The organism is Aureliella helgolandensis (assembly GCF_007752135.1).
Lineage (GTDB): Bacteria > Planctomycetota > Planctomycetia > Pirellulales > Pirellulaceae > Aureliella > Aureliella helgolandensis.
In genome coordinates this window covers 7,064,631-7,080,085 of record NZ_CP036298.1, presented here as the reverse complement: position 1 = coordinate 7,080,085, position 15,455 = coordinate 7,064,631, and the positions used below count along the sequence as shown (strand labels likewise).

Here is a 15,455-nt window from a genome sequence, read left to right as displayed (position 1 = left end):
AGACCCTCTTGGATGCACCGCCATGCCTGGAAGTGCGAAGGCCGAATCTGAGCAGGTACCCACTTCCGGCACTGCGGCTGAGAAAGACTTTGCTGAGAAAGACTTTCTACGGATCGGAAGTTGTGGGACTGCCAAGCGGTGGTTATTGGACCATTGGCATCCACTTGCCTGGTTGCCTGCCGAGCATTGGGCGCGGGGGGAGCCGTGGGGCTATCACCTCTACCGTTTTCCGATGGTATGGGCCTTTCTGGCAATGTTCGCGGGCGTGGCAGGCGCTCGCTGGTTTTCGGAAGAGACCGTCGAGTGGTGGGGGCTTGGTTGCCTAGTGATGCTCGGTCTGGCGACTCTTCTGCTGGGAAACCAGCGACTGGGAGCGGCCAGTGCTCTGGCGTTATGCGCCATGGTCTTGTTCGGCGTATTCCACGGTCTCTCTCAAACGCCCTCGACCTACGATTCGCTATCGCGGGTTGCTACACGGCAGGGGCGTCCGCTGGCAGCGCAGTGTGTGATTGAGTCGGCGGCGATTTGGAAACCGAATCCCTACTACCGTCCTGAGGATCCTGCTAGCGAATTGTGGAGAACGCAGTGGGACGTGCGGGTTGAAAAGGTGCGTGATGGTCGCTATTGGCAGACTGCTACCGCCAGCTGCACTCTGTCGGTTCTCGGCCGTGTCCAACATCTCTTTCCCGGTGACGTCTTGGAGGTGTTCGCTGAGGTGCGCGCCATCCAACCTCCTACCAATCCAGGGACGTTCGACTTTGCGGAGCATGCCCGGCAACGTGGCGTGTTCGTAGGTCTAACGAGTAAATCGGTAGGGCAGATTTCACGCGTTGGGACACGCCAAAATTATCCGCTCTCACGCTGCCGCGCTCATGCCGTAGCTGCCGTCGACGGCTGGCTGCATCGCTGGGTGACGTGTGGGCAAGCTCCGTTGGCCGCGGCGCTGATTTTTGGTCAGAGGGAGCAGGTGGATCGAGGGGATGTGCAAGATTTGATGACCACCGGTACGCTCCATCTCCTCGCCATCAGTGGGCTTCATGTGGAGATAGTGGCTTCCGCCATCGTACTCATGAGTAGTCTTCTGTTATTGCGGAATCGTACGAGTCTGTTGTTGATCATTGGGATTTGCGGCGCTTATGCGGTTCTGGCTGGAGGCAAGCCGCCGGTGTTGCGAGCGGTCATCCTGGTAATCGCGTTCAGTTTGGCGCGAACGCTGGGCCGCAATGCACGATTGGCGAATATCTTGGGAGGAGCCGCACTGGTGCTCCTGTTTGTCAGAACCAACAATGTGCACAACATCGGAGTGCAGCTCTCTTTTCTAGCCGTTGCAGCCATCGGCTTGTTTGTCGTGCAGGGAGACCGCAGCAGTACGCGCCGGTCTGCCCTGCAAGCGGTGGTCGAGGAGAGTTTGAGTCGCAGAAGTCGCTGGTTTTTGGTGGCCACCCGCACACTCGTGAGCATGGCGCGTCTGAGTCTGTGGGTTTGGCTGATTACCTGCCCGTTGGTGTGGAGTTGCTTTCATGTTGTTTCACCGGTGGCGGTCCCCTTGAACGTGGTGCTGGCGGTACCGCTCAGTCTGAGTCTGTTGAGCGGTCTGACGACCGCAGTGCTGGGCTGGATTCCCCCTCTCGGTTTTCTAGCGGGAGGGATTTGCGGTTACAGTTTGGCGAGCATCGGTTGGCTGGTGGAGAGGGCAAGTCGTTTGCCGCTGGGGCACCTGTGGCTGCCAGCCCCTTCGCCGGGCTGGGTGCTCAGTTTCTACGCAATATTATTGGGCTGGTTGATCGTCTACGGTCGCCAACGAAAACTAGGGCTGGGACTGCTTCTAGGCGGTTGGATCCTGATTGGAGTCGTGCCCATGTGTTGCGGCTCCCGTGGGTATCTCACCAGCATGGGAGGCGACCTGCGACCGGAGCGAGTGTGGGCCGAGTGGAACGAGTCGGCTGAGGACGATGCTGAGGAGTTGCGTTGTACGTTTATTGATGTTGGGCATGGTACTAGCGTGATGCTTGAATTGCCGACCGGAGAAGTGTGGCTCTATGATGCCGGTAGTCTCGGTGCTGCCCAAACCTCGTATCAAGATGTGGCGGATGTGCTCTGGCAAATTCCCACTGCTTGCATTGACACGCTGATGGTTTCTCACGCAGACGCCGACCATTACAATGCGATCGGAGGGCTCGTGGAACGATTTCGTGTCCGACGCATCGTAAGCACCGATGCCTTTTGGAAAAGTAGTGATCGCGATGTGGCGAACCTTCTGGAAACGCTGGACCGCCGCAGGCTGCAACGAGAAACATGGAATGCGCCGCATTCCGGAAAAGTGGGAGCCGTGCAGTGGCAGATTCTGCATCCCAAACTGGGCGAGCAGGCCGAGAGCGACAATGCTAGCAGCCTGTGTCTGCTGTTAAACTATCAAGGAATCCGCATACTCTTGCCTGGCGATCTTGAGGGGGCCGGGTTGCTCGATCTCGTGGAATTGCCGCCACGACCCTGTCACGTACTGATGGCGCCGCACCACGGCAGTGTTTCCTTCAACCCCAAGGCCTTGCTAGAATGGTGCCGACCGGAGGCGACCATTATCAGTGGGAATCACCGTGCACTGCAGCCCACAGTGCTTGAGAAATACGTCGTCCCAGGCAATCGATTGGGCATTACCTATCGTGACGGTGCGGTGCAAGTCCGGGTTCGCAAACGCATTGGCGGAGAGGGAGTACTGTCGCTATGGCATTGGCACGAGGGGCAGTGGGAAGTGGTCGACCAGTAACGAGTAATTTGAGGCGAACAAAATGTGGAATCCACAGCTTCAATCAGCAAATCCGGTATTCCACGAGGATGCTGAGGGAGGGCACCCGGCTACGCCCGCTGACGACTGGGCCACTGATTCGTTTGAGTTGGGGAAACTGGACAGCGTTCTGAGGGAGGAGCGGGCGAGCCCACGTCCGGCGGTGCAACTCAGTATCAAGGAGTTGTTTTTTGTAGTGACGTTGTCCGCCGTTTTCATTGGGACATACACCAACATCAGTGCGCTGCTGGCACTGCTCGGCGGAGGGATTCTGTTGGTCGTTGCCGTCCTCTGGTACGTCGATTGCCAAAACCTGATTTCCGGTGGCCTGACCGGTTTCCTAGCTACGGGCGCGATGACCTTTTGCATCGTTAATGTCGGCCAAGTCTCGGAGAATATGGCGGTGGTCTTGTTGGTGATGTGCCCAGCGGTAGGTTATCTGGCTGGTTTTGCCTATGCTGGGTATCAAGCGGGCGACCTGTGACCCGCGTTTAAATCGCTGTGGACGCTCCCTCGGAGGATTCGCACGGGATCTCGATCCAGACCTGGTCGCCACGAACTTCGACATCGTACCGATCGAGCATTTTCTTACCGGTTCGCAAATTGTTCCCCGTGTTTAAATCGTATTGCCAGCCATGCCACGGGCAGGTGATGCATTCACCATCAACAAGTCCCTGAGCTAGCGGTCCGCCTTGGTGGGCGCACATACCATCGGTGGCATATAGCTTGGAGTCCTGCAGGAAGAGGGCTACGATGGTTTTTCCCACGAGAAATTCTTGACCTTGCCCATTCTTGAGCGTGGAAAGGTTGCACAGTTGATGCCAGGCCATGTCGAGGCTTTCGTCATGAAGTGAATGCGAGTTGCGAGGACGCAATTTTATCGTCGATTGGCGGATGAAGGAAACACTCCCAGACTCGAGTCTTGTTGCTCAGCGGGATTGCCCGGTTTGGAGGGGACGCGGCTGAGGCCCTATCGCTCCAACTCTAGAGCCGTGCACTGCTTCATCGCATGATCTAGCTCTCAAGTTTCCGTCGAAAAATATTTTGAAATCTGTAATGCGTTCCACCACCATGGGGGAAGCTGGCCGAGATGTTGGGGGCGCACCGCGCCGTTGCCGTTTGTTCGCGCGGCGTGAATTGCATGCAATCGACGGCTGCTTATGGAGGAATGAGGGACTATGGAGCACTGTATCGGATTCGCAGAGGACCTTGTGGCGTGCCAGTAGGATTCAGACCGGCGCCAACGGGGCTTGTCGAGAGCCCTAGAGTTTCTCCCCTGCTCTCTTCTTGAGGCGGGCAGCGTTGTCGGAATCAAACTTCCGCACGTGCATTTCCCAGTATGGGGACTATACTTTTTCAGGATTTAACATAAATCTGTTGCAACGGCTTAATGCTGTCGCCTTTCCTGTGAGCTTTCCTCTGCGGAGTTGAGGCTAGGGAAACGTGCGGGCGTGGCCCTTGCTAGAACGCTGTTTCACACGAGATCGATCGCGACCGAAATCATGTCAAATTTCCAATACCGCGCGGGCTGCCAGCGCACCTTGAATTCATCGGCTTTCCGTTGGCTCGCCTGCGCCGTCTGCGTGCTTGTGGGAGCAATGGCTGGATGTCGCTCCGCCAAGGAGAAGCCCGCTGCCCCGCCACCAGCAGAGATTGCAGTTGCTCACCCATTGGTGGTGCCGATTGTAGAGTGGGACGAGTACATTGGCCGCCTGGAGCCCATCGACACCGTTGAGGTTCGTTCACGGGTCAGTGGAATGTTGGAATCAACGCACTTCACCGACGGGCAATTGGTGAAGCAGGATGATTTACTTGCGATTATCGATCCCCGCGAATTTGTGGCAGAAAAGCATGCGGCGGCGGCACGTCTGGAAGAGGCCAACGCGCGCTTGACCGAAACGGAGGCATTGCGCAAGCAAGCTGATGCAGAGTTGGCTGATGCTACCGCGCAGCTTGCATTGGCAGGCCAGTTGATGGAGCGTGCACGTCAATTGGCGGCGAACAATGCGTTGTCTCAGGAAGAGTTTGACGTGCGTGAGAGTGCACAATTGCAGGCCAAGGCAGCCTTTGAGGCAGCCAATGCAAAGATTGAATCCGCCAATGCCGGAATTGCCACAGCGCAGGCAGCGATTGGCACAGCCAAGGCCAATTTGGAAGCGGCCGATCTGAAGATCAGCTACACCCAAATACTGGCACCAATCTCCGGCAGAATCAGTCGCAGATTGGTTACCGAAGGAAACTTGATTAGTGGTGGGACAGCGGGGGCTACTCTGTTAACAACGATCGTGTCGGTGAACCCCATCCATTGCTACTTTGACGCCAACGAGCAAGACTTTTTGAAATACGCGCGATTGTCGCGTGAGGGGAAACGCGAGAGTTCGCGGGATGTGAAGAATCCAGTGTACATGCGCTTGATCAATGAATCGGGATTTCCGCATTTGGGACACATGGATTTCGTCGACAATCGGATGGATGCCAATACGGGAACGATGCGCGCTCGAGCGATTTTTTCCAATCAGGACGATACCCTGACTGCCGGATTGTTTGCGGAAGTACGCATCCCTGGCAGCGGGAGGTATGAGGCGGTTTTGATACCCGACAGTGCCATCAACAGCGATCAATCCGAGCGGTTCGTCTATCTGGTAAGTGGGGAAAACAAAGTCGAGAGGCGACGGATTGAATTGGGGCCAATGGCCAAGGGATTGCGCGTGGTTCGGTCTGGCTTGGTAGGGACGGAGCAATTGGTAATCAACGGATTGCAAATGATTGCTGAAGGAGCCGTCGTCAAACCTAAGGTGGTGGGATTGTCGGTCAGCACCGGTCCTGAGGAATTGCCCGACGATTACCAGCCTGTCTCCGAGGAGGATTGGCTGTCGCATCCCATCTCGGCAGCACCCCTTGGAGCTGGAAACACCGAGAAAGCGATCTCGGTCTGGCCAAATCATGGACAGGGAGCGGCACGATGAATGTTGCACACTTTTTCATCGATCGCCCACGCTTCGCCAGCGTCCTTTCCATTCTGATCGTGTTGGTGGGCAGCATTGCTTACTTTCAGTTGCCGGTTGCCCAGTACCCGGAAGTTGCGTTGCCAACGGTCGTGGTGCGGGCCAGCTATCCTGGAGCCACGGCTGAAACGATTTCCAAGACGGTAGCAACGCCGCTCGAACAAGAGCTCAATGGTGTCGACAACATGGTTTACATGGAATCGCAAGCCACCGCCGATGGTTCGATGAGCTTGACCGTTACGTTTGCACTTGGGACCGATATCGACCAGGCGCAGGTACTGGTGCAGAATCGAGTTTCCATTGCAGAGCCTAAGTTGCCAGCGGAAGTGCGGCAGATTGGGATCACGACGCGCAAGAGTTCACCTGACCTGATGATGGTGATCCACCTGTTTTCCCCAGATGACTCGCGGAACCAGCTCTACATCAGCAACTATGCCTACCTGCAGATCAAGGATGTCTTGTCCCGCCTCGATGGCGTGGGGGACATCCAAGTCTTCGGGGGTACTGAATACAGCATGCGTGTTTGGCTGGATGTCGAACGCCTAGCGGCTTTAGATCTCACTGCGGGGGATGCCGTGCAGGCCATGCGGCAGCAGAACATTCAAGTGGCGGCCGGTATTATTGGGCAGCAACCGATGCCGGATAACCAAGAAGCCTTTCAGGTAAACGTCAACACGCTGGGACGGCTGCAAACGGCGGAAGAGTTTGGTGACATCATTCTCAAGTCGGGCGAAAACGGGCGCTTGGTTCGCTTGAGCGATGTGGCTCGCATTGAACTTGGTGCAACCGATTACTCGGTGCGCAGCTACATGGGAGATAAGAATGCCGTAGCCCTGGCGATGTTCCAACGTCCCGGCTCCAATGCCATCGCGGCCGCCGAGCGGATTGAATCGACCATGGAGCAGCTGGCAGGAAGATTTCCGCCAGGCCTGGAGCACACGATCATGTACAACCCCACCGCTTTTGTGGAGGAATCCATTGACGAAGTGTTCACCACACTTTGGCAAGCAGGCGCGCTGGTGGTCCTGACGGTATTCGTGTTCCTGCAAAATTGGCGCTCGACCATCGTGCCAGTTATTGCCATTCCCATCTCACTGATTGGAACATTCGGTGTCATGCTGGCGATTGGTTTCAGTCTGAATAACTTATCGCTATTCGGCTTGGTGCTAGCTATTGGGATCGTGGTCGATGACGCGATCGTCGTGGTGGAGAATGTGGAGCGACTGATTGCTTCCGGACTTTCTCCGCGGGAGGCGACGCGCAAAGCGATGAGTGAAGTGAGTTCGGCGCTAATTGCCACGACTCTGGTGTTGATCGCAGTATTCGTTCCCACCGCCTTCATCGCTGGTATTAGTGGGCAGTTCTATCGTCAATTTGCCTTGACCATTGCTGTTTCGACCGCCATCTCCACGCTGGTCTCACTCACGCTGACACCCGCCATGTGTGCGCTCTTGTTGCGACCGAGCCAGAGTGAAAAGAATTGGCTGGGACGGTTGATTGACCGCACTCTGGGGTTGCCATTCCACTGGTTCAACAAGGTCTTTGATTTTACAAGCGACTTCTACGCGCGGATCGTAAGCAAGATCTTGCGTTGGAGCTTCGTGATGTTGCTGGGATACGGAATCTTGCTGGGCATGACCTGGTTTGGCTTCCGGCAAACACCGGTTGGATTCATTCCCTCTCAAGATCAGGGATATGTGATCATTGCGATTCAGCTTCCTCCGGGAGCGAGCCTAGATCGTACCGATGCGGTTACGCGGCGGGTGGTCGAGTTGGCGCGGAAGGTGCCAGGGGTGCGCAATGCCGTCTCCTTTGTGGGCTTCTCGGGTGCGACGCGAGCCAATAGTTCCAACGCGGCGGCGATTTTCCCAGTTCTAGAGGATGCCAAATCTCGAGCCGCCAATGACCAAGAGTTTCAGACCGTCATCCAAGCCTTGCGCGCCAGTGTGGCGCCGGTCAAAGAAGCGGTTGTCTTTGTCATCCCGCCTCCGCCGGTTCGGGGAGTTGGCACCGGGGGTGGTTTTAAGATGCAGATCCAGGATCGCTCGGGCGCGGGCTTGCTCGCACTGCGCGATGCCACCAATGCGGTCTTGGCGAAAGCCCGGCAGGAGCCTGGCTTAGTTCAGGTATTCACGAATTTCTCGATTGCTACGCCACAATACTATGCCGACATCGACCGCACCAAAGTCCGCATGTTGGATGTGCCGATCGACAACGTGTTCGAAACCCTCCAAATCTACTTGGGCTCCGCCTATGTGAACGATTTCAATTTTCTGGGGCGGACCTATCGCGTCACTGCGCAAGCCGACTATCCGTTTCGAAATCAACAAGAAGATATTTCAAGGTTGCGAACTCGCAGCAACAAGGGGGCCATCGTGCCGCTGGGGTCGCTCATTACCATGCGGGAAACGACAGCCGCCGATCGAGTGGTTCGGTACAATCTGTATCCATCCGCAGATGTGAACGGTGACACCTTGCCTGGAGTGAGTTCCGGTCAGGCGATCGCCGCCATGGAACGCATCGCCGAGGAGACGTTGCCGCCTGGTTTTGGCTATGAGTGGACTGATATTGCGTACCAGCAGCAAGCGGCGGGGAACACGATGATTTACATCTTTCCGCTGTGCGTGCTGTTTGTGTTCTTGACCCTAGCCGCTCAGTATGAAAGTTGGCTCCTGCCCTTGGCGGTCATCCTCATCGTCCCCTTGTGCCTGCTGTGTGCCCTGTTGGGGATATGGTTCCGGGGGTTAGACAATAACATCCTAGTGCAGATTGGGTTTGTCGTTCTGGTCGGCTTGGCATGTAAAAATGCGATTTTGATCGTCGAGTTTGCGAAGCAAGAGGAGGATGCGGGACGCGACCGTTTTCAGGCAGCGATTGAAGCTTGCCGCTTGCGATTGCGGCCAATTTTGATGACTGCATTTTCCTTCATCTTGGGGGTCATCCCGTTGTTGATCGCCACGGGAGCTGGATCGGAAATGCGACAGGCACTCGGGACAGCCGTCTTCAGTGGGATGCTGGGAGTGACTCTGTTTGGACTGTTCCTGACACCGGTCTTCTACGTGGTGTTGAGAGGTTTGGCCAAGAGCCCTCAATGATGAGTCGCGCGCAGACTCTAAGGGTCCGAATTGAGGTTCTCCAGCTGCGCCTTCAGTTGAATCCGCGCTCGAGATAGTCGACTGCGAACGGTACCGATGTTGATGCTGAGGATCTCGGCAATGTCTTCGTAAGAGGTGTCTTGCATCTCACGGAGGATAAGGATGGAGCGGTGTTCCTCCGAGAGTAACTCGAGGGCTCGGTGGATCAGAGCCACGCGTTCTCCGCGGAGCATCGACTCGTCCGGGGGCTCATGGCGATCGACTGGATCGGAACCGGTGATTTCACGGCTTTGCTCGATCGAGAGCTCGTTGCGGCGACGGCGCTGCCGGCTCAGGGCATTGTTGAACGCGATGCGATAGAGCCAGGTGTAGAACTTGCTGTTTCCCTGGAAGGTATGCAGCTTGACGTAGGCTTGTACCAGAGAGTCTTGCACGACGTCTTCGGCTTCATCGGGACTGCCTACGACATGCAGCATGGCGTTAAAGAGTCGATCTTGATAGCGTTTGACGAGGACGCCATAGGCTCCTCCATCACCGGTTAGGGATGCCTGAATCAGATCTTCTTCGGTTTTCACGTGATCTGACTCGAGGTGAATGGTTGTCCCATGACGGGGCGGGGCAAGTGCATACAAGAGGTTCCTATTATTCTTGCAAGCATGATCCGGTGTCAAACGCTGCGCGGGGGAATGTGTGTGAATATCGCGGGATAGGGCCGTACAATCGCTAAAACTTGAGCTATGGCAGCCAACCAAAGTGCGGGGCGTGAGCCGCCGCACGGCCGCCGGAAGTTCCAAAAAAAATGGACCGTCAGCAGAACTGACGGTCCAATAAGAATCTGGGATTGGGTGACTCGCTAGGGAGCCAGCGACTAGCTGGCAGGGCCAGCGTTTGCCGCTTTTCTCTTCAAAAGCCTACTTGGCCAACAGTAAACTTCCGAATTCCCAACCGTGATCGGTGGTGCGTACCATCATTCCGCTGGGCTGAAGGAAGTGAGAAATCGCTTCGAAGGGCGGAAGAGTGCTGCCCTGCACAGCTTGCTCTTTGACCTTGATTTCCGAGTTGTCCTGAAGCAGCCGATCAAGGAGGCTAGCCAGCATGCTTTGGGATTGCTTCAATTTGCCTTCGCGAAACAACTCATACTGAATGCGGTAGGCTCGATCGGTCCGAACGATTCGCCAGGCGCTGGCGTCCTGATCGCCGTAGGCGTCATGAACCGCTTTGACCACGCGCTGGAAATCATTCTCTTGCACCAATGGTGAAGTCCCGCCTTGCTTGGCCTGCAGAATGGCTTCTTCAATGACTTCGGCGTGGGAGGCAAACATCAGGTACTCGCCGTAGACGGTAATGGCCCAATCGCTCAACCAAGGTTGAGGCTGGTTGGATTGAGCGGCCGGTGCGGCTCCGAAGTCATCTCCGAAATCGTCACCGAAATCGTCTCCGAGCCCCCCCAGCATTTCATTCTCGCGATGGACAACCTTCCAGATTTCTTGTCCTTGGAAGGCAACCATTTCGGCGTCTGGTTCGTTGCGCATGACGCGGTTGACTACCTTCGCCATGGCGGCGGAATCGGTGACTTTTAACGCGATCAGGTTGCGTTGTGAATCCACGCTGGCAGGGCCTTCACGACTATCGGAAATCGAGTAGATGTCATTGGTGAAGAAGGGCAAAACGTCCTTGACGATATCGATTCGAGGGCCGTTGGGATCTCTCTTAAAGCCCTCGATGACCTCATCGAATACCCCTTCGGTACCAGCCAGTTCATCCACGAGTCCCGACGATTTCCAGAAAGCGACTTGGGCATTCCAGTTCGTGGCGAGTACTGAGGAGATCTTGTTGCTGATGAAGTTTGGAATTTCGCGACTGGCTTTATTGGGGAAGTCGAAGATTCCAGCAGCTAGGGGCAAGGGTTTTTCGGCGAGTACATAGCCGCGATGTTTGATATCGAGCGTGTCTAAACCGAGTTGGATTTCCCCGCAGACGCAGAGGATGGATTCGAAGCCTTGGTTGTGCAGGACCGCCAACATGTCGGAGCTGCTCTTCGATTGCTTGCCGCCAATTGAGCGGATGACACGTGCGAAGCCCAATGGTCGGACGAAGTATTCGAGTTGTCCATCACCACTGACCTGCAATTTCTCGCGTCCGGAGAGGAAAACTGGGTTGGCGGCGAGACGTGGTGAGGCTGCGGGGCTGCCTTGGATAATCGACAGCATCTCGCGAATGAGGGCTTCGTCGTCCGTCGACAAAAAGTGTCCGGCTGCGATGGCGTAAAACGTGTCTTGGGCTAGGAACTCTCCTGCGCGAGCTGGCAGGGTGTACTTGGCAATGGCGGTCCCGCCGTGTTCCAGTTCGCTGCGTTCCGCACCGCGGGCGAGCAATTCTTGATCGATATGCTGGAGCATCGTTTGGTTGGTGGCGGCATTGTCGGAGACATCGGCAATCAGAGTCATTGCAAAGGGCTTCCGCACCTCGGGCAATTCCATCCAGGCCACCGCGATCTGTCCATTGAGGAAGTCGGCAAGATCCTCGGGCTTGAGGTTAAGTCTCCAGCCTGCATCCACGAACCGTTTCTCGATTTCCTGGCGTTGTCCTTCGAAGAATGGGGCCACGGCGGGATCGGCGGCCAATTTGGCGAGTTGGGTGCGATCCCACTGAACTGCGAGTTTTTCACCGTCGGGTACCCACAAGACAGCTTGCGTTGTCTCTGGAAGCAAGTCGTAGGCGGTTTTTTGCTGCCCTATCGCTGGCGAGAGAGTGACCAAGCTCGACAGTAAGAGAACCGCTGAGAACGTGCAAACTGCACGATGTGAAAAGCGGATCATTGTGCGTAGATCTCCTTGAATCATGAACGTCCCTGTAGCAATAGCGTCGCTATCGTTCCCGTTCTACCATCCCTGGGCCTAATACCCCCCGTCAACTTGGTTGGGTGGTGACTAGTTAGAATTACAGCAGTGAGAACAAAAAATGGTTCGGCAAACTTGTCAGTATCTTACTCCATGGGACATTCGACCGAAAAGGCGTTTTGACGGTCCAAATTTGCCCATTTAACGCTTTTCTCCTGATCGTTGCAATCTTTTCGCCTCAAATGTGGTTTTTAGGGCTTGCATCCGAGAGGAGTCGGGAAGGCGATTGCATTTATCGGCCTGCGATGGACGGGACCCTGGGAGGGCGTAAAATGGCACCCCATGGACGCACATCAACTCGAAAATCTGTCACACGATCCGGTTCACGGATACATCCGTTTTGTAGCACCCCAAGCGGGAGCCGACAATAAAGTCTGTGAAAGAGATGTTATCGACCATCCGTGGGTGCAACGGATGAGACAAATTCGGCAATTGCAAACAGCTTGGTGGGTGTTTCCCACCGCCGAGCATAGTCGTTTCCAGCACATTTTGGGGGTGATGCACCTGGCCAGCGCGGCGGTGGAGCGATTGTACGATTCCTTGAAAGAAGTCGATCCCAGCACTCCCTCGAAGCCGTACGTCGACGGCCTAATGCGGATGGCCGGGCTTTTGCACGATGTGGGGCATGGACCCTTCGGACACTTCTTTGACGCCAATTTTCTCTCCCGCTTCGATTTAACGCATGAGCGACTCGGTGCCTTAATCATCGAACAGGAATTGGGGGAACACCTAGCCGCCCTGCGGAGTTCTCCTCTAGGAGAGTGGCCGGAGGAGCATGCTCTCCAGGCGACCGATATCGCCTGGCTCATCCAGCGGCCTGGAAGCGGTGCCCCTAGCTTGGACACACTATCGGAGCGACCACGCTGGATGCATCTGCTCAGAAGCTTGTTTTGCGGTATTTACACGATTGACAATATGGATTTCGTGCTCCGCGATGCTTTCATGACAGGACTCAACCCCAGAGCATTTGATCTCCAACGCATCTTGCACTACAGCTCCTTCACGCCGAGCGGATTGACCATCCATGAGCGTGGGATGCCCGCGCTGGTGCACTTCCTGTCGATGAAGGCGGAACTGTTTCGCAGCGTGTATTTCCATCGTACCGTGCGGGCCATCGATCTCGAGTTGGCGGAGTTGTTTCAGGAGAGTGGCAGCTACCTGTTTCCTGGAGATCCTCGCGAGTACTTGACGGAATACTTGCAGTTGACCGAGTTCTCCTTGCTGACCGACGTCCGCCGCTGGCACGCCAGCCCAGACCCCAAATTGGCCAAGATTGGTCGACGGTGGCTGGACTGGTTGGGGCGACGGGTGCGGTGGACGATGGTTTGCCAACGCAATTTGAGTTTCGAAGAGGGGCAGTCGGAGAACAGCTCGGTCTTCTCCTCTTCAAGCATTTTAGCAGCCTGCTTACGCGACCAATTACCTGCTGAATTTCGAGAGGTGCAGTTCCGTGTCGACTTGGCGCGGCACATTCACCGGCCACACACAGTGGGAGCTGCTGCGGGGATGAATTTCTACTACGAATCCTCCACGGATAAAGTACGAGCATTGACCACCCATGGACTCTACCGCCGCTTGCCGATTAGCCACACGATTGCCCGCGTCTATACGCAAGATGGAGAATGCGAGACCATTTTCTCGAACATCATGGAGAAGCTCATTGGTGCCCCCGGAGACGATGACCTAACGAATATGTAGGTTTGCCTATCGCCGTAGCGTGTCGACTCGTGGATAGGTGTCCCTGTCGGGCAACGCGGCTACTTGCCTGTTTTATTACTTCTTTTAGTTGAATTTCTAGTACTATGTCAGACAACGCTGTTTACGAGAATCCACTGATCAGCCGCTACGCCTCACGTGAAATGGCCCAGTTGTGGAGTTCCGAATATCGTTCCCAATTGTGGCGCCGGTTGTGGATCATTTTGGCAGAGTGCGAGCAGGAATTAGGGCTGCCCATTAGCGATGCACAGATCGCGCAGTTGAAGAAGTTTGAGAAGCAGGTGGATTTGGAAGCGGTGCAAGCCTACGAGCGGCGCCTGCGTCACGATGTGATGGCACACGTTCATGCCTACGGTGATCAATGCCCTGACGCCAAAGGGATTATCCATTGGGGTGCGACCAGTTGTTATGTGACCGACAATGGCGATTTAGTGTTAATCCGTCAAGGTTTGGAGATGGTCCAGCGACGGCTTGCGAGCGTGATTCTGAAGATGTCGGAGTTTGCCCTCAAGTACCGCGACCTGCCCTGTTTGGCATTCACGCACTTGCAACCCGCGCAGCCGACCACGGTTGGAAAGCGGGCTTGTTTGTGGATGTACGATTTGGTCTTGGATCTACAAGAGGTGGAACACCGCTTAAGCAGCCTCCTGGCCCGCAGCGCCAAGGGGACGACCGGGACTCAAGCTAGTTTTCTACAACTGTTCGAGGGGGACCACGAGAAAGTTCGCAAGCTGGAAGCGATGATAGCCACCAAGCTTGATTTTCCATCCAGCTATGCCGTGACCGGTCAGACCTATCCGCGGAAGGTGGATGCCCAGGTCATGGACGCGCTGTCCGGTGTGGCACAAAGCATTCACAAGATTGCCACTGATTTGCGAATTCTATCGAGCCGCAAGGAGGTGGAAGAGCCGTTTGAGAAGGATCAGATTGGTTCTTCAGCCATGGCCTACAAACGCAATCCGATGCGTAGCGAGCGCATGTGCTCGCTCGCACGTTTCGTCATGAGTCTGCAGTCCTCGGCCGCTCAAACAGCCGCCGTCCAATGGATGGAGCGAACGCTGGATGATAGCGCCAACCGTAGATTGGTGATTCCACAAGCGTTTCTTGCCATCGATGCTTGCCTCGTGCTGATGGAGAACGTGGCGACAGGTATGGTCGTCTACGAAAAGCAAGTGGCCAAATACTTGGCCGAAGAATTGCCTTTCATGGCCACCGAAGCCATCATGATGGCCGCCGTCGCCGAGGGGGCCGATCGGCAAGAGGTCCACGAGTTGATTCGACAGCATAGCGTGGCGGCCGGTCTAGAAGTTAAGCAGGAAGGTAAGCCCAATAATCTGCTCGATCGACTTAAAGCCGAATCGCTGTTCGACAAGGTGGATATTGATCAACTCGTGGATCCAGTCGCCTTTGTAGGACGCGCACCGCAACAAGTCGATGAGTTTTTGTCGAATATCGTTGGTCCCATCCGCGAGAAGTTCGGCGATCAAGCCGGAATGTCGGTAGAAGTCAACGTATAAGTGGCTGCTTGCAGACGCACAAGAATGCGATCGTGCACTGCCGCTGGCGGGGCGCAGTGGTAGTTTTCCGAACCGCTCTGAAGCGGTGATCACTCTTCCTTGCTCACGCGGCGGGTTGCAGGTTTGGGCGAGTCGATGCGTGGCTGGGGCGATTTCGGCGTGCGGCTATCAGGTGGGAGACTGCTTTGCCTGACCGCCTGACTTACTCCGGCTGGAAGGGACGCGACCGCCAACCCGTATTAACCAGTCGCTTGAACTGAGCGTCGCTAGGAAAACGAAAAAGGGCCCGCTGGGTGTGCTCATTGCTGAGCGTTACCGAGCGGACCCTTTTCACCGTGAAAGCCGGGCCTGGGCAATTGCTGCCTTATTTGTCGCCATACTCGGGCGACTGCGCCTCTAAGGTCACGGGACATCCGTGTTCGTGTTGTGGCAACCTAGCT

At 55.8% G+C, this 15,455-nt stretch carries 9 protein-coding genes; 6 read left to right on the top strand and 3 right to left on the bottom strand.

Annotation, left to right across the window (positions count from 1 at the left end):
- Positions 1–22 precede the first annotated feature (22 nt).
- Positions 23–2,764, top strand: coding sequence for a ComEC/Rec2 family competence protein (locus Q31a_RS25070; RefSeq protein ID WP_145084057.1), 2,742 nt, complete (start codon positions 23–25; stop codon positions 2,762–2,764).
- A gap of 22 nt (positions 2,765–2,786) precedes the next feature.
- Positions 2,787–3,266 carry a hypothetical protein gene (locus tag Q31a_RS25065; protein WP_145084054.1) on the top strand — a complete coding sequence of 160 codons (480 nt, stop codon included), beginning with the start codon at positions 2,787–2,789 and terminating at the stop codon, positions 3,264–3,266.
- A 7-nt stretch (positions 3,267–3,273) separates the two neighbouring features.
- Here Q31a_RS25065 and Q31a_RS25060 read toward each other — a convergent pair whose 3' ends face one another.
- On the bottom strand, positions 3,274–3,612 hold the full coding sequence (locus Q31a_RS25060) for a Rieske (2Fe-2S) protein (RefSeq protein ID WP_145084051.1): 339 nt from the start codon (positions 3,610–3,612) through the stop codon (positions 3,274–3,276).
- A 672-nt stretch (positions 3,613–4,284) separates the two neighbouring features.
- Between Q31a_RS25060 and Q31a_RS25055 the strand changes: the two genes are divergently transcribed.
- Positions 4,285–5,748, top strand: coding sequence for an efflux RND transporter periplasmic adaptor subunit (locus Q31a_RS25055; RefSeq protein ID WP_197355653.1), 1,464 nt, complete (start codon positions 4,285–4,287; stop codon positions 5,746–5,748).
- Positions 5,745–8,882, top strand: coding sequence for an efflux RND transporter permease subunit (locus tag Q31a_RS25050; RefSeq protein ID WP_145084048.1), 3,138 nt, complete (start codon positions 5,745–5,747; stop codon positions 8,880–8,882). The genes Q31a_RS25055 and Q31a_RS25050 overlap by 4 nt, the downstream gene beginning before the upstream one ends.
- 17 nt (positions 8,883–8,899) lie before the next feature.
- Here Q31a_RS25050 and Q31a_RS25045 read toward each other — a convergent pair whose 3' ends face one another.
- The gene (locus tag Q31a_RS25045; protein ID WP_145084045.1) at positions 8,900–9,457 is read right to left on the bottom strand and encodes an RNA polymerase sigma factor; all 558 of its coding nucleotides are present in this window, start codon (positions 9,455–9,457) and stop codon (positions 8,900–8,902) included.
- Between the two features lie 336 nt (positions 9,458–9,793).
- The gene (locus Q31a_RS25040) at positions 9,794–11,701 is read right to left on the bottom strand and encodes a hypothetical protein (protein ID WP_145084042.1); all 1,908 of its coding nucleotides are present in this window, start codon (positions 11,699–11,701) and stop codon (positions 9,794–9,796) included.
- 363 nt (positions 11,702–12,064) lie between these two features.
- On the opposite strand from Q31a_RS25040, the gene Q31a_RS25035 reads away from it, so the two are divergent.
- Together Q31a_RS25035 and purB are read left to right on the top strand one after the other, a co-directional pair.
- Positions 12,065–13,480: an HD domain-containing protein gene (locus tag Q31a_RS25035; RefSeq protein ID WP_145084039.1), complete on the top strand. Its 1,416-nt coding sequence runs from the start codon at positions 12,065–12,067 to the stop codon at positions 13,478–13,480.
- Between the two features lie 104 nt (positions 13,481–13,584).
- Positions 13,585–15,015: an adenylosuccinate lyase gene (gene purB, locus Q31a_RS25030; RefSeq protein WP_145084036.1), complete on the top strand. Its 1,431-nt coding sequence runs from the start codon at positions 13,585–13,587 to the stop codon at positions 15,013–15,015.
- The last annotated feature ends 440 nt before the right edge of the window (positions 15,016–15,455 follow it).